Origin of the sequence: Streptococcus oralis (genome assembly GCF_026782235.1) — a bacterium.
Classification (GTDB): Bacteria; Bacillota; Bacilli; order Lactobacillales; family Streptococcaceae; genus Streptococcus; species Streptococcus oralis_CC.
This window is the reverse complement of sequence record NZ_JAKUWE010000004.1, coordinates 1-24302: the sequence shown is the minus strand read 5'-3', so window position 1 is coordinate 24302 and position 24302 is coordinate 1. Positions and strand designations below refer to the sequence as shown.

The following is a 24302-nucleotide window of genomic DNA, read 5'->3' as shown; positions in this document are numbered from 1 at the left end:
TCAGCTTTTTGAATACCTGATATTATGCGTTTTTTTATTTCAAAGACTTTTTACACAGACTTACTGCTGAAATCGGCTGTCCTTATAAGAAGGTCTCACTTTTGCCTCTTGAATATACAATACAAGTGCACAATAAAAACTCATAAGATTTTCTAGTAAAATAGATTGAACGAACTAGTTACGAAAGGAAATCTTATGAGCTACCATCATTTTACCATAGATGAGTGTGAAAGAATTTTTATTTACCGTATGCAAGGTCTAAATGCTAAGTTGCTCTATCGTCTCCCCTTCCAGCATTAGTCGGGAATGGAAGCGACATCTAAGAGAATATTTTCCAAAAGGAAGTGATCTAACATTGGTTGATGAACAAACCATTTAGCTGTGGGAGATCAAACTTAATAATAGGTCACGAAAATGTCTTAACTGAGGAACTCCTTATGAAGTTTTCTATGAAGAAAATGTGCACTTAATTTGATAATTCAAGATATTTAAAAAAGCCAAACCCGGTTGGATTTGGCTTGTAACGGATAGGTTTATTTTGCTGCCCAGACACTTACGGATCTAGCCGAAACTGGAAATTCTCCATAACCATCTGCATCAATTGTGACTTGGTCTTGGTGATTTCCAAGTAAATCTACAAAGGTTTGGTTAGCCCATTCTTGACCAATAAACATAGACTTGCTGTTTTCTTGGTCATTTGAGATAAGGACAGCGATTGGGGATTGATGTTCAGCACCTGTTCGGCCCCATCCGATACAGTTGGCATCGTCAAAGTAGTCTGTTTGCTCTCCATAGGCCCTGTCTTTTCGGATGGCTAGGAGACGATCAAGAACTTCTCTGAAATCTTGTTGAGCATATTGCCCTGAAATACCGTAGTAGTCTCCGTAAAAGACACATGGAAGACCATCTTGACGTAACAGAATAAGGGCATAGGCTGCTGGCTTGAACCATTCTTCAACAGTCGATTCGAGGGCTTGACCTCGTTGGGTATCGTGGTTGTCGACAAAGGTCACAGCCTTATCGGGTTTTAGTTCAACCAAGCTATCTGTGAAAATGTTACGAAGATCGTAGCTTGCTCCAGCCTGACTAGCTTCAAAGAGATTCTGGTGGAGACGAACATCGACAAGGTCAAAGCGTTCCTCCGTTTTTTCGAGATAGTCTAGGTTGGATTCTTTATCTGGATTCCAAAATTCACCAAAAACATAGAAATCTTGCCCATATTTTTCCTTCATATCGCGGATGAAATTGCGCATAAAGAAAGAGTCAATGTGTTTGACGGCATCCAAGCGAAAACCAGCAATACCAGTCGTTTCCATGAACCAATCAGCCCAGTCATAGATATTTTGGATGACTTCAGGATGCTTAAAGTCTAGGTCGGCATACATGAGATAGTCGTAGTTGCCGTTTTCATTATCGACCAATTCCTCGTTTGCCCAGCCCTTGTTGTCCCCTTGGATCAGGTAAATGCCAGATTTACGGCGTTTGGCATCGTAGTCTGTACCTGTAAAGTGGTACCAGTGCCAGTGGAAGTCATTGTAGGTATTTTGACGACCATCGAAAGTAAAGTGAGTCCAGCCATTGATAGTGAATGGCTCGCTTAGTTGAACGGTACGGTTCTCAGGGTCCACTTCAATAACTTGAAAGGATTCCATGTGATCGGCTGCAGCCTTGTGATTGAGCACCACATCGGCCATGGGTCGAACTCCCTGAGCCTTTAGGGCTTGAATGGCTTGAAGATAGTCTTCTTTAAACCCATACTTGGTACGGACAGTCCCTTTTTGGTGAAATTCACCTAGGTCAAATAGGTCATATACCCCATAGCCGACATCTTTTTCGTTGGTTGCCTTGAAGGCAGGTGGCATCCAGACATGGCTGATACCAAGGTTTGCTAGGTGCTCTGCGTCTTTTGTCAGTCGAGCCCAGTGTTGGCCGTCGTGGGGCAGATACCACTCAAAGTATTGCATAAGTGTCTGATTTTTCATTGTTTTTCCTCTTGCTTATCAATGTTGTGTTTTATTCTACCATAAAGTTTAGCACTAGGCAAACGTTTGCGCAATTTTCTATACTCATTTCTAGAATTGTCTATTTTTAAAGACACTATTTCCTTCCCATTGCTAGAGAAAGAATGTGTAGGAGAAAAAATGAATTGAGTAAACTTATATTAACAAAAATGACACTTAATAAACTAAAGTACAGATGGTTAAACGGTTTCTTTTTTGAGAATTGTCATAAAATTTGCTATAATAGTAGCTATGAATAGAATTAGGGTCAGCAGACGTGTTGAAAAAAAGCTAGCTAAGGGTCTAGTTCTTTTGGAAGCAAGTGATTTAACAGATATTGATCTGACGGATCAGGCAGTAGAAGTTCTTAGTCAAGACGGGAAGCTTTTAGGGAGTGCCTATCTTTCCCAGCAGAACAAAGGCATCGGCTGGATGGTCAGCAAGGAAAAGGTGCGTTTCAATCAAGCCTTTTTTGAAATCCTGTTTCGTAAGGCCAAGGAAGCTAGAAAACCTTATTATCAGGATGACTTGACTACTGCCTTTCGCCTCTTTAACCAAGAGGGGGATGGTTTTGGTGGTCTGACTATTGATCTCTACGGAGATTATGCTGTCTTCTCGTGGTACAACTCCTTTGTTTACCAGATTCGGAAGTTGATAGTAAAGGCTTTTAAGGAAGTTTTTCCTGAGGTCTTGGGTGCTTATGAGAAGATTCGTTTTAAAGGTCTAGACTACGAGTCTGCCCATATTTATGGTGAGGAAGCGCCAGACTATTTTACTGTTCTTGAGAATGGCGTGCTCTATCAAGTCTTTATGAATGATGGCTTGATGACAGGTATTTTCCTAGACCAGCATGAGGTTCGTGGGAGTTTAGTTGACGGTCTAGCCATGGGCAAGTCCTTGCTCAATATGTTTTCCTATACGGCTGCCTTTTCAGTTGCTGCAGCTATGGGAGGCGCGAGTGAGACAACTTCTGTCGACTTGGCCAAACGGTCGAGAGAGCTATCAGAAGCTCATTTTCAAGCAAATGGATTCAGCACGGACAATCACCGTTTTATCGTCATGGATGTCTTTGAATATTTCAAGTATGCCAAGCGAAAAGGCTTGACCTATGATGTGATTGTTCTTGATCCGCCGAGCTTTGCCCGCAATAAAAAACAAACATTTTCTGTGGCGAAGGACTATCACAAGTTGATTTCCCAGAGTCTAGAGATTTTAAATCCGGGAGGCATTATCATTGCCAGTACCAATGCTGCCAATGTTTCCCGCCAGAAATTCACAGAACAAATTGATAAAGGTTTTGCAGGAAGAAGATATCAGGTCTTAAACCAATATGGTCTTCCAGCTGACTTTGCCTATAATAAAAAAGATGAAAGCAGTAATTACCTCAAGGTGATTAGTATGAAGGTTAGTAAATGAAATTAGTCGTCTCAGTAATGCCAAGAAGTTTAGAAGAAGCGCAAGAACTGGATGCTACTAGGTATGAAGATGCCGATATCATTGAGTGGCGTGCGGACTTTCTTACAAAGGACGCTATTTTACAGGTAGCACCCGCTATCTTTGAGAAATTTGCAGGACGCGAACTTGTCTTTACCCTTCGGACCCGCGCTGAGGGAGGAGAAATCGAACTTTCCTCAGAAGAGTATGTTCAAATCATTAAGGAAGTTACTCAGCTTTATCAGCCGGATTATGTAGATTTTGAGTATTTCAGCTACAAAGACGTTTTTGAGGAAATGTTGGATTTTCCAAATCTCGTATTGAGCTATCATAATTTCCAGGAGACACCTGAAAATATGATGGAAATTTTGTCTGAGTTGACCAGTCTCTCTCCGAAAGTGGTCAAGGTATCTGTCATGGCCCACACGGAGCAGGATGTTTTAGACCTGATGAACTACACTCGAGGATTTAAGACACTCAATCCTGAGCAAGAGTACGTGACCATTTCCATGGGGAAAATGGGCAAGGTATCACGCATTACTTCAGATGTGACGGGTTCAAGTTGGTCATTTGCTAGTCTGGATGAAGCGAGTGCCCCAGGTCAGATTTCGCTATCAAACATGAAGAAAATCAGGGAGATTTTGGATGAAGCTTGATGGCTATACACGTTTAGCTGCAGTTGTTGCCAATCCCATCAAACACTCTATTTCACCCTTTATCCACAATAGGGCCTTTGAGGCGACAGCTATTAATGGTGCCTATGTAGCTTGGGAGATTGAAGCGGGTGATTTGGCAGAAACAGTCGCTAATATTCGCCGTTACCAGATGTTTGGGATTAATCTCTCCATGCCTTACAAGGAGCAAGTGATTCCTTATCTGGATGAGTTGAGTGATGAGGCTCGTTTGATTGGAGCGGTCAATACTGTTGTCAATCATAATGGCACTTTAATTGGATATAATACAGATGGCAAGGGATTTTTTAAGAGCTTGCCTTCTTTTACAATCTCGGATAAGAAAATGACCATTCTGGGAGCAGGGGGCGCGGCCAAATCCATTTTGGCGCAAGCTATTTTGGATGGCGTCAGTCAGATTTCGGTTTTTGTTCGTTCAGTTTCCATGGAAAAAACAAGACCTTACCTAGACAAGTTGCAGGACCAAACAGGTTTTAAAGTGGACTTGTATGTTTTAGAAGATATTTCTGAGCTGCAAGCAAGGATTGCTGAGGCGGACTTATTAGTCAATGCGACCAGTGTAGGGATGGATGGCAAATCATCCCCAGTTTCTGAAAGCATAGTCTTACCAGAAACTCTCTTGGTGGCAGATATTATTTACCAACCCTTTGAGACGCCATTTTTGAAATGGGCTAGAAGCCAGGGCAATCCAGCCGTCAATGGCCTGGGGATGTTGCTCTATCAAGCTGCTGAAGCTTTTCAACTGTGGACAGGTAAAGAAATGCCGACAGATGAGATTTGGCAGTCCTTAACAGAAAAATATAAATAGTGAAAAGGAGACCCTACTATGAAAATCAGAATCGATATTCCGCATCATCCTTATGATATTCAGATTGAAAAAGGTTGTCTGGCTCAGGCTGGTCAATGGTTGCGAGAATTCTGGCAACCACAAAAAGTGGTTATCGTAACCGACAACCATGTAGCTTCTCTCTATGCAGAGAAGGTTAAACTCAGCCTAGAAGATGCTGGTTTTCAGGTAGCTGTTTTTGACTTTTTAGAAGGCGAAGAACGAAAAAATTTAACCACTGTTCAGAAGGTCTATGAATTTCTAGTTAAGCAAGGTTTAACTCGTAGCGATGGAATCGTGGCTCTAGGTGGTGGTGTCGTTGGGGACCTAGCTGGTTTCGTATCCTCTACCTATATGCGGGGGATTCACTTTGTTCAGATTCCGACTAGTTTGACTGCTCAGGTTGATTCTTCTATCGGCGGAAAGACGGGTGTCAATACTCCTTTTGCTAAGAATATGGTGGGGACCTTTGCCCAACCGGATGGGGTTCTGATTGACCCGCTTGTACTTGAAACACTTGGAAAGAGAGAGTTGATTGAAGGAATGGGTGAGGTTATCAAGTATGGCTTGATTAAGGATCCAGAACTATGGGCTCTCTTAACGGAGCTGGATGGTTCTGTAGAGAGCATTCTGGAACATGCAGAGACTTTGATTGAACATTCTTGTCAGGTTAAGCGCAAGATGGTGGTAGAGGATGAGTTGGACAACGGTGTTCGCCTTTACCTCAATTTTGGTCACACTATTGGCCATGCTATTGAAGCGACTGCTGGTTATGGCAAGGTCATGCATGGAGAAGCTGTAGCCATGGGTATGGTACAGATTTCCAAGATTGCTGAGGGAAAAGGCCTTATGCCAGAAGGAATAACCCAGTCCATTAGAGAGATGTGTCAGAAATTTGGACTACCTGTTGACTATGAAAACTGGGATGCTGATAAGCTTTATCAGGCTCTTACTCATGACAAGAAAGCGCGTGGCAACACCTTGAAATTGGTCTTGGTACCAGAGCTTGGTTCAGCGACCATTCACCCAGTTTCTCTGGAAGAGATGAAAGACTACTTGGTAAAATAAGGAGAACGAATGAGATATTTAACTGCAGGAGAATCACACGGCCCCCGTTTGACGGCTATTATTGAAGGAATTCCAGCGGGCCTTCCTTTAACAGTAGAGGACATCAATGAGGACCTTAAACGCCGTCAGGGTGGCTATGGTCGTGGTGGTCGTATGAAGATTGAGAGCGACCAAGTTGTCTTTATATCGGGCGTTCGTCATGGGAAGACGACAGGGGCTCCTATTACCATGGACGTCATCAACAAAGACCACCAAAAATGGTTGGACATCATGTCTGCTGAGGACATTGAAGACCGCCTTAAAAGCAAGCGAAAAATTACCCATCCTCGCCCAGGTCATGCCGATTTAGTTGGGGGCATCAAGTACCGTTTTGATGATTTACGAAATTCTTTGGAGCGCTCATCAGCTCGTGAAACCACCATGCGAGTTGCTGTTGGAGCAGTAGCTAAACGTCTCTTGGCTGAGTTAGATATGGAGATTGCTAACCATGTCGTGGTCTTTGGTGGTAAGGAAATCGATGTACCTGAAAATCTGACAGTTGCGGAGATTAAGGAACGAGCTGCCCAGTCTGAAGTTTCTATTGTTAACCAAGAACGGGAACAGGAAATCAAGGACTACATTGACCAAATCAAACGTGACGGTGATACTATCGGTGGGGTTGTGGAGACAGTCGTCGGAGGCATTCCAGTTGGCCTTGGTTCCTATGTTCAATGGGACAGAAAATTAGATGCGCGATTAGCTCAAGCAGTTGTTTCTATCAATGCCTTTAAAGGGGTGGAATTTGGTCTCGGCTTTGAAGCTGGTTACCGAAAAGGCAGCCAAGTTATGGATGAAATTCTCTGGTCTAAAGAAGACGGCTATACTCGTCGTACCAATAATCTAGGTGGTTTCGAAGGTGGTATGACCAATGGGCAACCAATTGTTGTTCGTGGAGTTATGAAACCCATTCCTACTCTTTACAAACCACTTATGAGTGTGGATATCGAAACCCACGAACCTTACAAGGCAACCGTGGAGAGAAGTGATCCGACCGCTCTGCCAGCAGCTGGTGTTGTCATGGAGGCTGTTGTGGCTACTGTCTTGGCGCAGGAAATTCTTGAAAAATTCTCATCGGACAATCTAGAGGAATTAAAAGAAGCGGTAGCCAAACACCGATACTATACAAAGAACTACTAAGGAGTCCTTATGGCAAAAACCATCTATATCGCAGGTCTCGGTTTGATTGGTGCTTCGATGGCGCTCGGTATCAAGCGTGATCATCCGGATTATGAAATTTTGGGTTATAATCGCAGTCAGGCTTCGAGAGATATTGCCTTGGAGCGGGGGATGATTGACCGTGCGACGGATGATTTTGCCAGTTTCGCTCCCCTAGCAGATGTCATCATCTTGACCTTGCCAATCAAACAGACCATTGCTTTTATTAAGGAGCTGGCAAACTTAGACTTGAAAGAAGGTGTCATTATCTCGGATGCGGGCTCAACCAAGTCAGCCATTGTAGATGCGGCGGAGCAGTATTTGGCTGGCAAGCTTGTTCGCTTTGTCGGGGCCCATCCCATGGCTGGTAGCCACAAGACAGGGGCTGCCTCTGCGGATGTCAATCTCTTTGAAAATGCCTACTATATCTTCACACCTTCAAGCCTAACAGGTCCTGAAACACTTGAGGAAATGAAAGATCTTCTTTCAGGCCTTCACGCTCGTTTTATCGAGATTGATGCCAAGGAGCATGATCGGGTGACTTCTCAGATTAGTCATTTTCCACATATTCTGGCTTCCAGCCTCATGGAGCAGACAGCAGTTTATGCTCAAGATCATGAAATGGCAAGGCGCTTTGCGGCGGGTGGATTTCGAGATATGACCCGAATTGCGGAAAGCGAGCCAGGTATGTGGACTTCCATTCTCTTGTCCAATCGTGAGACTATCCTAGATCGAATTGAGGATTTCAAGGAGCGCTTGGAAGCGATTGGTCAGTCCATCAGCAATGGAGATGAAGAGCAAATTTGGAACTTTTTCAATCAGGCGCGTGAGCAACGGCAGGCCATGGAAATCCATAAACGTGGTGGTGTGGATAGCTCTTACGACCTCTATGTCGACGTTCCCGATGAAGAAGATGTCATCTTGCGGATTTTGGAATTGCTACGTGGAACTTCCTTGGTCAACATTCACATCAACGAAGAAAACCGTGAGGATGTTCACGGGATTCTGCAAATTTCCTTTAAAAATGCTCAGGATATGGAACGAGCTGAGCGCTTAATTACAGAAAATACGGACTACACAGTCGTCATCAAATAAGGAGAAAATCATGTCAAATATTTACGATAGTGCAAATGAACTCAGTCGCGGCTTACGCGAATTACCAGAATACAAGGCTGTCAAGGCAGCAAAAGATGCCATCAAAGCTGATACTGAAGCCAGCAAGATTTTTGCAGACTATATCGCCTTCCAGCAAGAAATCCAAGTCATGGCGCAAACTGGACAAATGCCAGATGCCTCTTTCCAAGAAAAAATGAAAACTTTCAGTAATCTCATTCAAGGGAATGCCCTCTTGTCGGACTTCTTTGCTAAACAGCAACAATTGTCTATTTACCTTTCAGACATTGAAACAATTGTCTTTGAACCTGTTTCAGAATTATTGAAATAGTATTTTATCTGTATAAAAGCCAGAAATTTCAGGAATTTCTGGCTTTTTTGTGATAAAATAAGAAAAGTATTGCAAGTATGAGGTCAACTATGAAACTAAAAACAAACATTCGCCACTTACATGGCAGTATCCGGGTACCAGGTGACAAGTCTATCAGCCACCGTTCGATTATTTTTGGAAGTTTGGCTGAGGGCGAGACTAAGGTTTATGATATTCTGCGTGGAGAGGATGTGCTCTCAACCATGCAGGTTTTTCGTGACCTTGGTGTTAAAATTGAGGACAAAGATGGGGTTATTACCATTCAAGGTGTAGGCATGGATGGCTTAAAAGCTCCGCAAAACGCCTTGGATATGGGAAATTCTGGCACCTCGATTCGCCTGATCTCAGGTGTCCTTGCTGGTGCAGACTTCGAAGTAGAGATGTTTGGAGATGATAGTCTTTCTAAACGTCCCATGGACCGTGTGACGATTCCATTGAAAAAAATGGGTGTCAGCATTTCAGGGCAAACTGAGCGAGACCTGCCTCCTCTTCGCCTAAAAGGGACGAAAAATTTAAGACCGATTCACTATGAGTTGCCAATAGCCTCTGCTCAGGTCAAGTCTGCCTTGATGTTTGCAGCCTTGCAGGCTCAGGGTCAGTCCGTTATTATCGAGAAAGAATGTACTCGTAACCACACCGAAGATATGCTACAGCAATTTGGTGGCCATTTAAGTGTGGATGGCAAGAAAATCACAGTCCAAGGGCCGCAAAAACTGACCGGACAAAAAGTGGTTGTTCCAGGAGATATTTCCAGTGCAGCCTTTTGGCTAGTCGCAGGTTTGATTGTTCCAAATTCTCGTGTAGTGCTTAAGAATGTAGGTATTAACGAAACGCGTACAGGGATTATCGATGTCATTCGTGCTATGGGTGGAAAACTAGAAATAACTGAAATTGACCCAGTCGCTAAATCTGCTACTTTGACTGTTGAGTCTTCTGACTTAAATGGAACAGAGATTGGTGGATCCTTGATTCCACGCTTGATTGATGAATTGCCTATTATTGCCCTTCTAGCAACACAGGCGCAAGGTGTAACAGTCATTAAGGATGCTGAGGAACTCAAGGTCAAGGAAACAGACCGCATTCAGGTGGTGGCAGATGCCTTAAATAGCATGGGGGCGGATATCACTCCTACAGCAGACGGGATGATTATCAAAGGGAAATCAATCCTTCATGGTGCGAGAGTCAATACGTTTGGTGACCATCGTATCGGAATGATGACTGCTATTGCTGCCCTCTTGGTTGCAGATGGAGAAGTGGAACTTGACCGTGCTGAAGCCATCGATACCAGCTATCCTAACTTCTTTGATGATTTGGAGAGCTTGATTCATGACTAAGGTATTACTCGGATTTATGGGGGCAGGCAAGTCGACAATCGCTAGAGGATTGGACCCAGACTACATCGATATGGATGCCTTAATCGAGGAACGTTTGGGCATGTCCATTGCTGATTTTTTCGCTGAAAAGGGAGAAGAGGCCTTTCGTCAAGTAGAGTCTGAAGTCCTAGCTGAGTTATTAGAAACAAATCAAGTTGTGTCAACTGGCGGAGGAGTTGTCATTTCTCAGAGAAGTCGCGACTTGCTCAAAACCAATCCTGATAACATCTATCTAAAAGCAGATTTTGAAACCCTCTACCAACGTATCGCAGCTGACAAGGACAACCAGCGTCCGCTTTTTCTCAACAAAAGTAAAGAAGAACTAGCCCGTATTTTCCATGAAAGACAAGCTTGGTATGAGGAAGTAGCCAGTCGGGTTCTGGATGTGACCAAGTTAAGCCCAGAGGAAATTATAGAGGAACTGAGATGAAAATTGCCTATCTAGGTCCTAAGGGATCTTTTTCGCATCATGTTGTGCAGACAGCTTTTCCTCATGAGGAATTGCAGGCTTTTGCTAATATCACAGATGTTATCAAGGCCTATGAACAGGGCTTAGTGGACTATTCTGTGGTGCCAGTTGAAAATTCTATCGAGGGTAGTGTTCATGAAACCTTGGATTACCTTTTTCATCAGACTCGTATCCAAGCGGTTGCAGAAATCGTTCAGCCTATTCACCAGCAGTTGATGGTGGTTCCAGGTTACTCAAAAATTGAGAAAATTTTTTCTCATCCTCAGGCTCTGGCTCAAGGAAAGAAATTCATCGATGTGCACTATCCAGAGGTCAAAATTGAGGTAACCGCCAGTACCGCCTATGCAGCTCGCTTTATTTCAGAGCATCCAGATCAGCCTTATGCAGCCATTGCTCCTAAAAGTTCAGCTGAAGAATATGGATTGGAATTGATTGCAGAGGATATTCAGGAAATGGAAGCCAATTTCACACGTTTTTGGGTGTTAGGGGCAGAGATACCGAAGATTCCTTTGAACTCACAAGCTGAAAAAATGAGTTTGGCCTTGACCTTACCAGACAACCTACCTGGTGCTCTTTACAAGGCACTTTCGACCTTTGCTTGGAGAGGGATTGACTTAACAAAGATTGAAAGTCGCCCCCTTAAAACAGCCTTGGGAGAATACTTTTTCATTATTGATGTAGACTATAGTGACAAAGAACTGGTTTATTTTGCCAGACAAGAACTAGAGGCCATTGGGATCCAGCACAAGATACTGGGAACCTACCCGATTTTTACCATAACTGATATAGAAAAGGAGAGTCAATGAGCAAAGAAAATCCTTTAAGTCATCACGAGCAGTTACGTTATGACTATCTCTTCAAAAATATTCATTACCTCAACGACCGTGAACGGAGGGAGTTTGATTATCTGCAACAAAAAATGACAGGTCCCAAGTCTGAAGTTCACCATTTCTACCAAGAGGAAAAAGAAGAAACTTGGGGTAGAGATATTGATCTTCCGACTTATGGCAGTAGAAGTCGATCTAAGAGACGTGAAAAGGTAGCTCCTCTGCCTAAAGTCAAAAAGAAAAAAAGAAGAATTCGCTTCAAACGAATACTGACTTGGTTCTTGCTGTTGATCACTTGTGTGGCTGCAGGGATGATTTTTATGTTTCTTCGAGGATTCCAGTCAGCAACAAATCCAACAAATAAGCCAGCTGACGCCAAGGCAGCTCAAGTAGAGGTCTTTAACGGTCAGGATACCAAAGATGGTGTGAATATCCTAGTCATGGGGACAGATGGCCGTATCGGTCAAAATAGTGCAGAAACCCGTACCGATACAATCATGGTACTAAATGTCAGCGGATCGAATAAGAAGATCAAGCTAGTCAGCTTTATGCGTGACAACTTGGTTTATATCGACGGGTACAGTAAGATTGTAAATGGCCAGAAACAGACGGATAACAAACTAAATGTTGCCTATGAACTTGGGGAACAAGAAGGGCAAAAAGGAGCTGAAATGGTCCGCAAGGTTCTAAAAGACAACTTTGATTTGGATATTAAGTACTATGCTCTAGTTGACTTCCAGGCCTTTGCAACAGCTATTGATACCCTCTTCCCTGACGGAGTAACGATTGATGCCCAATTCTCAACATTGAATGGTCAACCTTTGACAGAAGCCACAGTTGGAGATGACCTTCATGCAACAGAGACAGAGTCGCCAACCCAAACCATTAAAGTTGGAAAACAGCAGATGAATGGATCCACCTTGCTGAACTATGCTCGTTTCCGTGATGATGATGAAGGGGACTATGGTCGTACCAAGAGACAACAACAAGTCATGTCAGCTGTTCTTGAGCAGATTAAAAATCCAACCAAACTCTTCACAGGTTCTGAGGCACTTGGAAAAGTCTTTGGCATGACTTCAACAAATCTACCGTATAGCTTTTTGTTGACCAATGGATTATCTGTCCTAGAAGGTGCTCAAAATGGAATTGAAAGACTCACCGTCCCAGAACTTGGTGACTGGGTAGATGCTTATGATGTCTATGGAGGGCAAGGACTTCTTGTCGATCAAAATAAATACCGGACTAAACTCGCTCAAATGGGGATGAGATAAGAGGCGATAAATGAAAATCAAAGTTTGATTCACTAGTGAAATGGTGGTCTGAGCTTTGGTTTTTCTTACTATCTGATAGATTTTTAAGACTTTTTTATGGTATAATAAAATGATATAACTCGTTATTGGATAGAAGAGGAGAGATATGAGTGATTTGAAAGCGATTCAGGCTCGTAGCCTGGAAATGGCTGAATATTTCGTCGCATTTTGTAAAGAACATGATTTGTTGTGCTATCTCTGTGGTGGAGGAGCCATTGGCGCCCTTCGTAATAAGGGCTTCATTCCTTGGGATGATGACTTAGATTTTTTCATGCCCCGCAAGGACTATGAAAAATTAGCAGAACTGTGGCCCCGTTATGCAGATGAGCGTTATTTCTTGTCAAAGAGCAAGAAGGATTTTGTAGACCGTAACCTTTTTATTACCATTCGTGACAAGGAAACCACTTGTATCAAGCCTTATCAAAAGGATTTGGATTTGCCACACGGTTTGGCCTTGGATGTTTTACCATTGGATTATTATCCGAAAAATCCAGCTGAGCGTAAGAAACAGGTTCGTTGGGCTTTGATTTATTCACTCTTTTGCGCCCAAACTATCCCAGAAAAGCATGGTGCTATCATGAAATGGGGAAGTCGCATCTTACTCGGCCTAACTCCAAAATCTCTACGTTATCGCATTTGGAAAAAAGCTGAAAAAGAAATGACCAAGTATGGTCTGGCTGAGAGCGATGGAATCACGGAATTATGCTCAGGTCCCGGCTATATGAGAAACAAATACCCGATCGCATCTTTTGAAGATAATCTTTTCTTGCCATTTGAAGGAACTGAGATGCCCATACCAGTTGGCTATGATGCCTATCTCAGCACTGCTTTTGGGGACTATATGACACCGCCACCGGCGGACAAGCAAGTACCGCATCATGATGCCATTATAGCAGACATGGACAAGAGCTACACAGAGTATAAGGGAGAATATGGTGGATAAGAAAAAAATTCTGTTTTTCATGTGGTCCTTTTCTCTTGGAGGCGGAGCAGAGAAGATTCTATCTACCATTGTTTCAAATCTGGATCCAGAGAAGTATGATATTGATATTCTTGAAATGGAGCACTTTGATAAGGGGTATGAAACGGTTCCCAACAATGTTTATATTTTAAAGGCTTTTCAGGATTATCGTCAACCAAGATGGTTACGAGCTCTTTTGTGGAGAATAAGAATCTATTTTCCAAGGCTGACTCGTCGTTTGCTTGTAAAAGATGATTATGATGTTGAAGTTTCTTTTACGATTATGAATCCACCGCTCTTGTTCTCAGAGCGGAAAGAAGTCAAGAAGATATCTTGGATTCATGGAAGTATTGAGGAATTCTTAAAGGATAGTTCAAAACGTGAATCGCATAGACGTCAGTTGGATGCTGCGGATGCTATAGTAGGAATTTCAAAAAAGACCAGTAATTCTATCAAAGAAGTGTACCCAGATTATTCTTCGAAATTACAAACGGTATACAATGGTTACGATTTTAAGAGTATTTTAGAAAAATCTCAAGAGAAGATAGATATCGAGATTGCGCCTCAAAGTGTCTGTACCATTGGACGTATTGAGGAAAATAAGGGTTCTGACCGTGTAGTGGAAGTGATACGACTATTGCACCAAGAAGGGAAACACTACCATCTTTACTTTATAGGTGCTGGTGACATGGAAAAGGAACTGAAAAAACAGGTCAAAGAGTATCAGCTTGAAGACTATGTACATTTTCTTGGTTATCAAAAAAATCCTTACCAGTATTTATCTCAGATGAAAGTTCTCTTGTCTATGTCTAAGCAAGAAGGTTTTCCTGGTGTTTATGTAGAAGCCTTGAGTCTTGGAATCCCTTTTGTCTCTACTGATGTCGGAGGTGCCGAGGAATTATCCCAAGAAGGCCGATTCGGACAAATCATTGAGAGCAATCAAGAGGCAGCTCAGGCAATTACGAACTATATGACTTCTGCTTCAAACTTTGATGTTAATGAAGCTAGCCAATTCATTCAACAATTTACAATTGCTAAACAAATCGAACAAGTAGAAAAACTATTAGAGGAGTAGCATGGAAACTGCATTAATTAGTGTGATTGTTCCAGTCTATAATGTGGCGCAATACCTAGAAAAATCGATAGCCTCCATTCAGAAGCAGACCTATCAAAATCTGGAAATCATTCTTGTTGATGATGGGTCAACGGATGAAAGTGGTCGCTTGTGCGATTCAATCGCTGAACAAGATGAAAGGGTGTTAGTGCTTCATAAAAATAACGAAGGCCTGTCACAAGCGCGAAACGATGGAATGAAGCAGGCTCATGGGGATTATCTGATTTTTATTGACTCGGATGATTATATCCATCCAGATATGATTCAGAGTTTATATGAGCAATTAATTCAAGAAGATGCAGATGTTTCGAGCTGTGGTGTCATGAATGTCTATGCAAATGATGAAAGTCCACAGTCAGCCAATCAGGATGATTATTTTGTCTGTGATTCTCAAACATTTCTGAGGGAATACCTCATAGGTGAAAAAATACCAGGAACGATCTGCAATAAGCTGATCAAGAGAGAGATTGCAACTACCCTATCCTTTCCAAAGGGATTGATTTACGAAGATGCTTATTATCATTTTGATTTAATCAAGTTGGCCAAGAAGTATGTGGTGAATACGAAACCCTATTATTACTATTTTCATAGAGGGGATAGCATTACGACCAAACCTTATGCAGAAAAGGATTTAGCCTATATTGATATCTATCAAAAATTTTATAATGAAATTGTGAAAAACTATCCTGACTTGAAGGAGGTCGCTTTCTTCAGATTGGCCTATGCCCACTTCTTTATTCTGGATAAGATGCTTTTGGTAGAGGATTACAGAGAAATTAAAGAATATCCAGCGATTTATCATTTTTTGAAGAAGCACGCTTTTTCTATTTTTAAAAATCCTATTTTTAGAACGGGGAGACGAATTAGTGCTTTAGCTCTATTTTTAAACATACGATTGTATCGAATATTGTTACTGAAAAATATTGAACAGTCAAGAAAAATTAATTAGAAAAGGAGGAGAGAAATGATTGATGGCAAACGAATATTGCTTTGTGCGACCATTCTAAGCTATTTCTTAACAATTTTAAGTGGCATCACTTATTTGTTTACAAATGAAAATGTCGTACTTTTAACGACTCTACTATTGTTGCTGATTAGTAGCCTTCTATTTTGCTGGAATAATATAAAATATTATTTAATTCACTTTGTTTTTTATATTACAATTTTTATATTTTTGGTATCCAGACCCACGATAGATTACTTTAGAGATGGAGCCTTAGACACTTACCAACCTATTGCTTATCGATTTTCTTTTTTGGTGGTAATCGTCTCAATATTGGGACTGACAATAGGAGGATTTATTGCTAGTTATTACATCAACAGAAAGAAAGTTCACGATATAGAGGTTAGACAAGAATCTACTGCAAACTTTATAAAAAACTTACGTTTTGTATCACTGAGTGTATTTTTGATTACCTATCCATTTTACTTTTTAAGACTACTTGAACGTTTGCTTTATCGTTTACAGACTTCTTATTACAACTATTATGCAAATTTTGAGAGTCAACTTCCATATTTTACCTATATCTTATCGACATTTACGGTTTATGCGATGTGTATGTACTTGGCAACCAAACCCAAAAAATTACACGCGACAGCAGTGCTAGTGTCCTTTATTATCGCAAATACTATTCATTTAGCAATAGGAACACGTAATCCTTTCATTTTAAGTATTCTATTTGCTTTTGTATATTATTTTATGCGTGAGCAGACTGAAAAGGGGAAATGGATTGGCTTCAAAGAGAAATTGGCCATTTTTGTTGGATCACCTATTCTTATGTTAGCAATGGGAATTCTTAATTATGTGCGAGATAATGTGCAAGTTTCTCATACAGGATTTTGGGATATTCTTCTTGATTTTATTTATAAACAGGGAACCAGTTTTGGAGTATTGGCGAGAGGATTTTTATACAACAGTAGTCTCCCTTATAGAGATTTTCGGAATTTTACCTTTGGTCCTATAATTGACTATTTTGCAAGGGGAAGTTTGGGAATTATTTTTGGAGCGAAACCATTTGAACATACAACAAATAGTATTGAATTGGCCATTGATAGTAATAGCTACGCTAATAACTTATCTTATCTTGTCCTAAACAAGGAATACTTAAAAGGTCATGGTATTGGTAGTAGTTACATCATGGAGTTGTATACCGACTATGGTATGATGGGAGTTTTCCTACTAAGTCTCCTACTTGGCTTATTATTTATAGCAATGTTGCAAGTTGCTTATCGCTCGAAAACCATCTTATTCGCTTTGTCCCTATTAATCCTGAATAATATTTTCTTTATGCCAAGAAGTAGCTTTTCGGAAAGTTTCTTTAACCTGTTTACAATGCAATTCTGGGGAATTGTTCTTGTTATGCTATTTGTCGCTAAAATGATTACTAAAAAAAATCAATATCTAATACAAAAAAGGAGTTAACTCATGTTTGAACACTATTCAGTAGAGGATCTATTTGCAAATCTCTATAAAAAACGGAAAATGAATCTGCTAGTTTTGATTGTTTTATTTGCACTTATCGCTGTGCCATTTACGCTTACAGCGGTCAAAAACAAAAATACGGTGAAAGATACATCTAGCTATTCAACTTATATTACTTATAAAATTACGCCTCCAGAGGATTCTTCAAAAGTAATTTTGAACCACCAAGCTGGAAGATACAGTGATTTTTATGCTAAATTGATTGATGGTAATCTAAATGGAGCCTTTCTTTTTAATGATGTTGATTCAGATAAAATGAAAAAAATTGCTAGTGATTTGGATACGACAGAATCAGCCTTAAAAAATTCAACCAGTGACTACTGGACTAAAAAATTAACGATAAATTCATTAATTGATGACGCAGGTGTAAGTATCAAAATTTTAACACCTAGCAAAGAGGTAAATGATTTTCTTGAGACTAAGTTTGATTCATTAATTGATAAATTTAAGAGTACCTATGCAAATGTTAAAATTGAAAAGTTAGAAACAGTCAATTCAAAAGAATTAAATCCTAGCGGTGAAATTACAGTTGGCTTCAATCTTAAAAATCTGGTTTTGCGCCTAGCAGTTATAGGAGTTCTATGTGTTGTCCTCCTTATTATGGGAAATGTTCTTGTCTACATTTTCAATCCGACAATTAATCGTGCAGGCGACTTTTTGGCCTATCAACTAGATTTTGTTTCAAATATCACTACCAATGATAACCTATCACAACTTTTGAGTTATAGATGTGAAGGTCAACCATTAGCAGTTGTTAGTTCAGATAGTCGTATCTTAAAGAAATTACAAGAAAATTACAAATTAAATATAGAGGGTATTCATTGTGTAGATTTGCAAAATGTAAAAGATCTTTTAGCAACGGACAATGTTCTATTCGTTGAGGAATATGGTGTTACTCGTTATAAAAAATTTGAAGAAAGCTTGCAGATGGTTAGAAATCTAAATCGTTCAGTTTTAGGAGTCATAGCTTTTAATCTATAAAGTATCTTCATAAAGAGTGAAGAGGTTCAATACTTAAAGAGGACGTGATAGTCCTCTTTTTTATGCCTACGATAAGGTAGAAAGGAAGTCTAATGATATTAGTGCTTTTTAACAAAGAGGAAACTTATAACAAGTGAAATAGAAATGCGTTGTTGAAACTAGTTTTCTCAATCAAAAAGGCCTTTTTAACTAACTTTATGATATAATAAACAACGAGGTAAATTGAATGAAAAGTATAAAATTAAATGCTCTGGCTTTTATGGGGATTCGTGTTTTAAATATTATTTTCCCCATTTTAACAGGTACATATGTTGCTCGTGTTTTGGATCGAACAGATTATGGTTATTTTAACTCTGTTGATACCATCCTATCTTTCTTCTTGCCCTTTGCAACTTATGGGGTTTATAACTACGGTCTTCGTGCCATTAGCAATGTGAAAGATAATAAAAAAGAGCTAAACAAAGTTTTCTCTAGTCTTTTTTATTTGTGTGTTGCTTGTACTATTATTACAACACTTGTGTATGTTTTCTCCTATCCATTATTCTTTACAGCTAATCCTATTATTAAAAAGATCTATCTAGTAATGGGAGTGCAACTCGTTGCTCAGATTTTTTCAATTGAGTGGGTTAATGAGGCGCTTGAAAATTATAGCTTTTTATTTTATAAAACAGCTTTCATACGTGTTCTCATGTTGGTATCAATATTTTTATTTGTAAAAAACGAACACGATATTGTTGTTTATACTCTGGTAATGAGTCTATCAACCCTAATTAACTATCTCATTAGTTATTTCTGGATTAAACGAGATATAAAATTTGTAAAAGTTTCACTAAGTGAATTCAAACCGCTCTTCCTTCCACTGACAGCCATGCTTATTTTCGCAAATGCAAATATGTTATTTACTTTTCTTGACCGTCTATTCCTTGTGAAGACGGGGATTGATGTGAATGTCAGCTACTATACCATTGCACAACGAATTGTAACGGTTATTGCGGGTGTTGTTACAGGTGCAATTGGAGTTAGTGTCCCTCGTTTAAGTTATTATCTTGGAAAAGGAAAGAAAGAGGAGTATGTAAATTTAGTCAATCGAGGAAGTCGTATTTTCAATTTCTTTATCATTCCCCTTAGTATAGGCTTAATGATTTTGGGACCCCAAGCTATCTTAGTATATGGTAGTGAAAAATATATAGGTGGTGGTATTTTAACTTCCCTCTTTGCTGTCCGTACGATTATTCTTGCTCTAGATACTATTCTAGGATCACAAATTCTCTTTACAAATGGTTATGAGAGAAGAATTACCCTCTATACTGTTTTTGCGGGTATTTTGAACCTTATTTTAGATAGTTTACTCTATTTTTATGATATCTATACACCAGAGTATTATCTGATTACAACTATGCTATCTGAAACATTCCTTTTGATTCTTTATATTCTCTTTATCAATAAGCGTAAACTTATCAACTTACGGCACATTCTAAAGTATACTTTACGGTATTCTCTCTTCTCATCGACATTTATTCTAATTTACTTCCTAGTCAATTTTATATATCCGGTACAAATGGTTATCAACTTGTCGCTCTTTATTAATATGTTTATCATTATGGCGTTATCTGCACTCAGTTATATTGGCTTACTAGTATGGACAAAAGATAGTATTTTCTATGAATTTTTAGGACACTTTATTTCGCTAAAAAAACGCGTTATAAAATAATAGGAGAAATATATGAGAAAATTAAGCATTGAAGAAGCTAAAAAGCTTGAACTTGATATTTTAGACTTTATAGATTCCTTTTGTAAGGAGCACGGCATCAACTATTGTATTAACTATGGGACCTTGATTGGTGCTATTCGACACAAGGGATTTATTCCTTGGGATGATGATATAGACCTTTCTATGACTCGTGAAAACTATGAAAAGTTTATTCAGTTATTTAGTGAGAAGCAATCAAGATATAAACTTCTCTCGTTAGAAACGGATGACCAATATTTTAATAACTTTATCAAAATTGTAGATCCTACAACAAAAATAATTGATACGAGAAATACAAAAACTTATGATTCGGGTGTATTCATTGATATTTTTCCGATGGATACATTTAATGATACTAAAGTCGTTGATATTTGCTATAAGTTGGAGAGTTTTAAACTATTATCCTTCAGTAAGCATAAGAATATTGTTTATGGAGATAGCAAGTTAAAAGATTTGATTCGTACCTTATTCTGGCTTCTTCTTCGCCCCGTTTCTCCACGCTTCTTCGCTAATCAAATCGAAAAGCAAATTCAAAGATATAGGGTTGAGAATGGGAAATACATAGCTTTCATTCCATCAAAAGCTAAGGAAAAGGAAATTTTTCCAAGAGATATGTTTGATGAACTGATTGAAACGCCTTTTGAACATCTTGTTCTTCCAGCGCCTAAACATTTTGATGCTGTTTTAAAACAGTTTTATGATGATTATATGACAGTGCCACCTAAAGAAAAACAGATTTATAGCCATGAATTTGAAGCCTATAAATTGGAGGATTAAATGCAGTATTTAGAAAAAAATGAGATTAAAACTATTCAACTGGGCATTTTGGACTATATTGACGAAATTTGTAAAAAAAATAATATTTCTTATTTCCTCAGCTATGGAACAATGTTGGGAGCTGTTCGTCATAAAGGAATGATTCCTTGGGATGATGACATTGATATTTCTCTGTATAGAGAGGACTATGAACGTTTATTGAAAGCTATTGAAGAGGACCAGGATCCTATTTATCAAGTCCTTTCCTACGATACTTCATCTTGGTATTTCCATAATTTTGCAGCTATTTTAGATACATCAACTGTCATTGAGGATAATGTAAAGTATAAGCGTCATGATACTAGTTTGTTTATTGATGTCTTTCCAATCGATCAATTTTCAGATTTGAGCATCGTTGATAAGAGCTATAAATATGTTGCCTTGCGTCAGCTTGCCTATATCAAAAAAGAACGTGCGGTTCACGGAGATAGCAAATTAAAGGATTTTCTTCGATTGTGTACGTGGTATCCTCTCAGACTTGTTAATCCGAGATATTTCTATAAGAAAATCGATCAATTAGTAAAAAATAGTGTGACAGAAAATCCTACTTATGAAGGAGCTGTTGGAGTTGGAAAAGAAAAAATGAAAGAAGTCTTTCCAGCAGGGACCTTTAAAGAACTGATTTTAACAGAATTTGAAGGGAGAATGATGCCAATTCCTAAAAATTATGATGTCTTTTTAACACAGATGTATGGTGATTATATGACTCCTCCATCAAAAGAAATGCAGGAGTGGTATAGCCATAGTATAAAAGCCTATCGTAAGATAGAGAAGTAGCTCAGTTTCATAGGAGAGCGAATCTTTTGAGTGTTTATTGGAAAAATCAGGATAGTACTATTCATATACAAAGCAGGATATGAAAATAGGCTAAATTGATGGTTCATAGAAATGATAAAGGAAAGTGTGATATACAATGAAGAATACAAAGATAAGAAAGTTAATATTATTTAGTTTTCTCATATGTACTTTAATTATGACTGCCAAATTATCATCAGTCGATGCGGATACCATTTCCGCAGGGGATGGTAATCGAATCCACTTTATTAATTTAAAATCTAAGTCAGGGAGTGATGCCGTTCTCTTAGAAAGCAAAGGGCACTTTGCTTTAATTGATATGGGTGAGGATTATGATTTCCCAGATGGAAGCAATCCACGTTATCCAGATAGGTGGGGAATTACCATGGACAATGATCAAGTTTTAGAGGATCGATTGTTCCGTCATCTGAAACAGGTTGGTGTTGAAAAGCTAGATTTTATTTTGGGTACTCATGTCCACAGTGATCATATTGGTTCTGCAGATGAAGTACTAAAACATTATCCTGTTGATAAATTTTATCTGAAAAGATACTCAGATGAACGCATTACAACACAGTGGAGGTTGTGGGATAATCTCTATAACTATGATAATGCGGTTAAAACAGCTCTTGAACGTGGTGTAAATCTTATACAAGATATCTCTGACAACGACAGCCACTTTACCATGGGTGATATGGATATTCAGCTTTATAACTACAAAAATGAGTATGACAGTGAAGGAAAGCTTAAAAAGGTTTTCGATGATAATTCAAACTCAATAGTTGCTGTTGTTACTGTAGCTGGAAAGAGAATCTATCTAGGTGGAGATTTGGACAATGCCGAAGGAGCAGAAGATAAGTTAGGCCCGGTTATCGGTAAGGTTGATATGATGAAATGGAACCATCATTATGATGCGACAATTTCAAATACAGTTAACTTTATTAATAATTTATCACCAAGTATTGTTGTTCAGACAAGTGGATCAGATATTAATCGTGAATCCACTAGAGCTCTACTTCGAGAAAAGAATATAAAAATAGTAAAAGCTTATAGTCATACCAAAGATGCGACTGTTTTTGATATAGATAAAGAAGGATTTACTAACGTTTCGGAAGTTTTTCCTGATATACCGACAGTTAGAGAAAAATGGTATAAAGAAGATGGTTACTGGAAATATCGCTTGTCCGATGATGAAATGACGATTGGTTGGCGAAAAATAGACGGTGTTTATTATTTCTTTAATGGACAAGGACAAATGCAAGCTGGTAAATGGTTGCATTTGAAAGATTCTAGAGAAAAAATTGATGGAAACTGGTATTACCTAAATAACAACGGTGACATGCGAGAAACTGGTTGGTTTAACCAAGATGGTAATTGGTACTATATCACATCAACGGGAGCAAGAAGCTATAATGAACTCTTAGAAATTGCGGGGCAGAAATACCTATTTGATAAAGATGGTAAGATGCTAACAGGCTATCAAGTCTTTAATGGTAAGAAGATGTTCTTTAGCGAAAGTGGTGCACTCCAAACAGCAGGTAATCCTTCAACTTGGCAAAAGATTGACTCAGATTGGTATTTCTATGATGAGGATGGATTACGGACTGTCGGTAAAAAGAATATCAATGGAAGCACATACTACTTTAATCAAGAAGGTGTCATGCAAACAGGCTGGGCCTTTGTTGATGGTCACTGGAACTATTTTGCAAGTTCTGGAGCTATGAAAACCGGCTGGGTCAAGGATCAGGAAACATGGTATTATTTGGATAAAGATGGCATCATGTTAACTGGAAGCCAAGATATCAATGGTGTCCGTTACTATTTGAATGCCAGTGGTGCCATGCAAACAGGCTGGGCCTTTGTTGATGGTTATTGGAACTATTTTGCAAGTTCTGGAGCTATGAAAACTGGTTGGTTGAAAGATAATGAATCATGGTATTATTTGGATCCAGAAACAGGTATCATGGCTGTAGGCTCTAAAGAAATTGACGGTAAGAACTATTTCTTCAGCTCTGCAGGTACTATGCAAGTTGGATGGCAGTGGTCAAATGATTCTTGGCATTATTACGCTACGTCTGGCGCAGTCCAAACTGGTTGGTTGAAAGATGGTGATGCTTGGTACTATCTTGAGGGAAAAGAAGGCATTATGCTGGTCGGCCTTCATCAAGTAGATGGTAAGCAATATTACTTTAGCAGATCTGGAGCCATGCAAACTGGCTGGAAATGGTCTGATAATCATTACCGTTACTTTGAATTAAACGGTGCCATGAAAACTGGTTGGATAAAAGACAAAGGCGTTTGGTATTATCTAAATCCTGAAGATGGTATCATGTTGGTTGGTCTTCATAAAGTAAATGGTGATCATTATTACTTTGATGAGTCGGGAGCTATGCAAACGGGTTGGAAACAGCTTGATGGTAATTGGTACTATTTCCAAGCTGATGGTTCTTTGTTGAAGAACGCAACAACACCTGATGGTTACAAAGTAAACGAAGAAGGAATTTGGAAAATAAGTCAAACCACTGTAGCAGTGGAGCAAGATAAGAAAGAGCAGATGACTGAAACTTCTACTTCGGCTGAGAATTCATCTCATGTTGAGGATAATTCGTCACACCATATGTTTGAGGAATAAATGTGATGTGTAAACACCTTAGAAGCAGGTAGGACTAAACCTGATTTTAAGGTGTTTTTTAAGTTTGGGAACTATATACCAGTTTACATCAACTA

Annotated in this window: 21 protein-coding genes; 20 read left to right on the top strand and 1 reads right to left on the bottom strand. The window is 39.3% G+C overall.

Translation table 11 applies throughout. The annotated features are described in order from the left end of the window. Positions 1–533: 533 nt before the first annotated feature. A complete protein-coding gene (locus tag MK396_RS06410) occupies positions 534–1982 on the bottom strand; it encodes an alpha-amylase (RefSeq protein WP_268724048.1) in 1449 nt (482 codons plus the stop codon). Positions 1983–2252: 270 nt separating this feature from the next. Here MK396_RS06410 and MK396_RS06405 point away from each other — a divergent pair, with 270 nt between their 5' ends. The 20 genes from MK396_RS06405 to MK396_RS06310 all read left to right on the top strand — a co-directional run bounded on the left by MK396_RS06405 (position 2253) and on the right by MK396_RS06310 (position 24207). Then, a complete protein-coding gene (locus tag MK396_RS06405; RefSeq protein ID WP_268724047.1) occupies positions 2253–3416 on the top strand; it encodes a class I SAM-dependent rRNA methyltransferase in 1164 nt (387 codons plus the stop codon). Next, complete coding sequence (gene aroD, locus MK396_RS06400) at positions 3413–4090, top strand: type I 3-dehydroquinate dehydratase (RefSeq protein WP_000780376.1); 678 nt, start codon at positions 3413–3415, stop codon at positions 4088–4090. The genes MK396_RS06405 and aroD overlap by 4 nt, the downstream gene beginning before the upstream one ends. Next, positions 4080–4934, top strand: coding sequence for a shikimate dehydrogenase (locus tag MK396_RS06395; RefSeq protein WP_268724046.1), 855 nt, complete (start codon positions 4080–4082; stop codon positions 4932–4934). The genes aroD and MK396_RS06395 overlap by 11 nt, the downstream gene beginning before the upstream one ends. Positions 4935–4952: 18 nt before the next feature. Next, complete coding sequence (gene aroB, locus MK396_RS06390; RefSeq protein ID WP_268724045.1) at positions 4953–6020, top strand: 3-dehydroquinate synthase; 1068 nt, start codon at positions 4953–4955, stop codon at positions 6018–6020. 9 nt (positions 6021–6029) lie between these two features. Then, complete coding sequence (aroC, locus tag MK396_RS06385; protein ID WP_268724044.1) at positions 6030–7196, top strand: chorismate synthase; 1167 nt, start codon at positions 6030–6032, stop codon at positions 7194–7196. A gap of 9 nt (positions 7197–7205) precedes the next feature. Beyond that, positions 7206–8309, top strand: coding sequence for a prephenate dehydrogenase (locus MK396_RS06380; RefSeq protein WP_268724043.1), 1104 nt, complete (start codon positions 7206–7208; stop codon positions 8307–8309). A gap of 10 nt (positions 8310–8319) precedes the next feature. Continuing rightward, positions 8320–8658: a YlbF/YmcA family competence regulator gene (locus tag MK396_RS06375; protein ID WP_268724042.1), complete on the top strand. Its 339-nt coding sequence runs from the start codon at positions 8320–8322 to the stop codon at positions 8656–8658. An 89-nt stretch (positions 8659–8747) separates the two neighbouring features. Beyond that, positions 8748–10031 carry a 3-phosphoshikimate 1-carboxyvinyltransferase gene (gene aroA / locus MK396_RS06370; protein ID WP_268724041.1) on the top strand — a complete coding sequence of 428 codons (1284 nt, stop codon included), beginning with the start codon at positions 8748–8750 and terminating at the stop codon, positions 10029–10031. Further along, positions 10024–10500 carry a shikimate kinase gene (locus MK396_RS06365; RefSeq protein ID WP_268724040.1) on the top strand — a complete coding sequence of 159 codons (477 nt, stop codon included), beginning with the start codon at positions 10024–10026 and terminating at the stop codon, positions 10498–10500. Before aroA ends, MK396_RS06365 begins: the two co-directional genes overlap by 8 nt. Then, a complete protein-coding gene (pheA, locus tag MK396_RS06360) occupies positions 10497–11345 on the top strand; it encodes a prephenate dehydratase (protein WP_268724039.1) in 849 nt (282 codons plus the stop codon). Before MK396_RS06365 ends, pheA begins: the two co-directional genes overlap by 4 nt. Continuing rightward, entirely contained in the window at positions 11342–12637 is a 1296-nt protein-coding gene (locus tag MK396_RS06355) for an LCP family protein (RefSeq protein WP_268724038.1), read from the top strand. Before pheA ends, MK396_RS06355 begins: the two co-directional genes overlap by 4 nt. 145 nt (positions 12638–12782) lie before the next feature. Beyond that, a complete protein-coding gene (locus tag MK396_RS06350) occupies positions 12783–13619 on the top strand; it encodes a LicD family protein (protein WP_220107380.1) in 837 nt (278 codons plus the stop codon). Next, positions 13609–14712: a glycosyltransferase gene (locus MK396_RS06345; protein WP_268724037.1), complete on the top strand. Its 1104-nt coding sequence runs from the start codon at positions 13609–13611 to the stop codon at positions 14710–14712. Before MK396_RS06350 ends, MK396_RS06345 begins: the two co-directional genes overlap by 11 nt. Before the next feature lies 1 nt (position 14713). Then, positions 14714–15700 carry a glycosyltransferase gene (locus MK396_RS06340; protein WP_268724036.1) on the top strand — a complete coding sequence of 329 codons (987 nt, stop codon included), beginning with the start codon at positions 14714–14716 and terminating at the stop codon, positions 15698–15700. Positions 15701–15715: 15 nt separating this feature from the next. Further along, entirely contained in the window at positions 15716–17173 is a 1458-nt protein-coding gene (locus MK396_RS06335) for an O-antigen polysaccharide polymerase Wzy family protein (RefSeq protein ID WP_268724035.1), read from the top strand. A gap of 3 nt (positions 17174–17176) precedes the next feature. After that, the gene (locus tag MK396_RS06330; protein ID WP_268724034.1) at positions 17177–18214 is read left to right on the top strand and encodes a prephenate dehydratase; all 1038 of its coding nucleotides are present in this window, start codon (positions 17177–17179) and stop codon (positions 18212–18214) included. A 226-nt stretch (positions 18215–18440) separates the two neighbouring features. Next, a complete protein-coding gene (locus MK396_RS06325) occupies positions 18441–19925 on the top strand; it encodes a lipopolysaccharide biosynthesis protein (protein ID WP_268724033.1) in 1485 nt (494 codons plus the stop codon). Positions 19926–19937: 12 nt separating this feature from the next. Further along, complete coding sequence (locus MK396_RS06320; RefSeq protein WP_268724032.1) at positions 19938–20741, top strand: LicD family protein; 804 nt, start codon at positions 19938–19940, stop codon at positions 20739–20741. Next, complete coding sequence (locus MK396_RS06315) at positions 20742–21557, top strand: LicD family protein (protein WP_268724031.1); 816 nt, start codon at positions 20742–20744, stop codon at positions 21555–21557. It abuts the gene before it with no gap. A 196-nt stretch (positions 21558–21753) separates the two neighbouring features. After that, a complete protein-coding gene (locus tag MK396_RS06310) occupies positions 21754–24207 on the top strand; it encodes an MBL fold metallo-hydrolase (RefSeq protein WP_419150872.1) in 2454 nt (817 codons plus the stop codon). The last annotated feature ends 95 nt before the right edge of the window (positions 24208–24302 follow it).

Bases quoted from the DNA above. Each gene is read 5' to 3' on its own strand.
- MK396_RS06410 (WP_268724048.1), bottom strand. From the start codon at position 1,982: ATGAAAAATCAGACACTTATGCAATACTTTGAGTGGTATCTGCCCCAC.
- MK396_RS06405 (WP_268724047.1), top strand. From the start codon at position 2,253: ATGAATAGAATTAGGGTCAGCAGACGTGTTGAAAAAAAGCTAGCTAAG.
- aroD (WP_000780376.1), top strand. From the start codon at position 3,413: ATGAAATTAGTCGTCTCAGTAATGCCAAGAAGTTTAGAAGAAGCGCAA.
- MK396_RS06395 (WP_268724046.1), top strand. From the start codon at position 4,080: ATGAAGCTTGATGGCTATACACGTTTAGCTGCAGTTGTTGCCAATCCC.
- aroB (WP_268724045.1), top strand. From the start codon at position 4,953: ATGAAAATCAGAATCGATATTCCGCATCATCCTTATGATATTCAGATT.
- aroC (WP_268724044.1), top strand. From the start codon at position 6,030: ATGAGATATTTAACTGCAGGAGAATCACACGGCCCCCGTTTGACGGCT.
- MK396_RS06380 (WP_268724043.1), top strand. From the start codon at position 7,206: ATGGCAAAAACCATCTATATCGCAGGTCTCGGTTTGATTGGTGCTTCG.
- MK396_RS06375 (WP_268724042.1), top strand. From the start codon at position 8,320: ATGTCAAATATTTACGATAGTGCAAATGAACTCAGTCGCGGCTTACGC.
- aroA (WP_268724041.1), top strand. From the start codon at position 8,748: ATGAAACTAAAAACAAACATTCGCCACTTACATGGCAGTATCCGGGTA.
- MK396_RS06365 (WP_268724040.1), top strand. From the start codon at position 10,024: ATGACTAAGGTATTACTCGGATTTATGGGGGCAGGCAAGTCGACAATC.
- pheA (WP_268724039.1), top strand. From the start codon at position 10,497: ATGAAAATTGCCTATCTAGGTCCTAAGGGATCTTTTTCGCATCATGTT.
- MK396_RS06355 (WP_268724038.1), top strand. From the start codon at position 11,342: ATGAGCAAAGAAAATCCTTTAAGTCATCACGAGCAGTTACGTTATGAC.
- MK396_RS06350 (WP_220107380.1), top strand. From the start codon at position 12,783: ATGAGTGATTTGAAAGCGATTCAGGCTCGTAGCCTGGAAATGGCTGAA.
- MK396_RS06345 (WP_268724037.1), top strand. From the start codon at position 13,609: ATGGTGGATAAGAAAAAAATTCTGTTTTTCATGTGGTCCTTTTCTCTT.
- MK396_RS06340 (WP_268724036.1), top strand. From the start codon at position 14,714: ATGGAAACTGCATTAATTAGTGTGATTGTTCCAGTCTATAATGTGGCG.
- MK396_RS06335 (WP_268724035.1), top strand. From the start codon at position 15,716: ATGATTGATGGCAAACGAATATTGCTTTGTGCGACCATTCTAAGCTAT.
- MK396_RS06330 (WP_268724034.1), top strand. From the start codon at position 17,177: ATGTTTGAACACTATTCAGTAGAGGATCTATTTGCAAATCTCTATAAA.
- MK396_RS06325 (WP_268724033.1), top strand. From the start codon at position 18,441: ATGAAAAGTATAAAATTAAATGCTCTGGCTTTTATGGGGATTCGTGTT.
- MK396_RS06320 (WP_268724032.1), top strand. From the start codon at position 19,938: ATGAGAAAATTAAGCATTGAAGAAGCTAAAAAGCTTGAACTTGATATT.
- MK396_RS06315 (WP_268724031.1), top strand. From the start codon at position 20,742: ATGCAGTATTTAGAAAAAAATGAGATTAAAACTATTCAACTGGGCATT.
- MK396_RS06310 (WP_419150872.1), top strand. From the start codon at position 21,754: ATGACTGCCAAATTATCATCAGTCGATGCGGATACCATTTCCGCAGGG.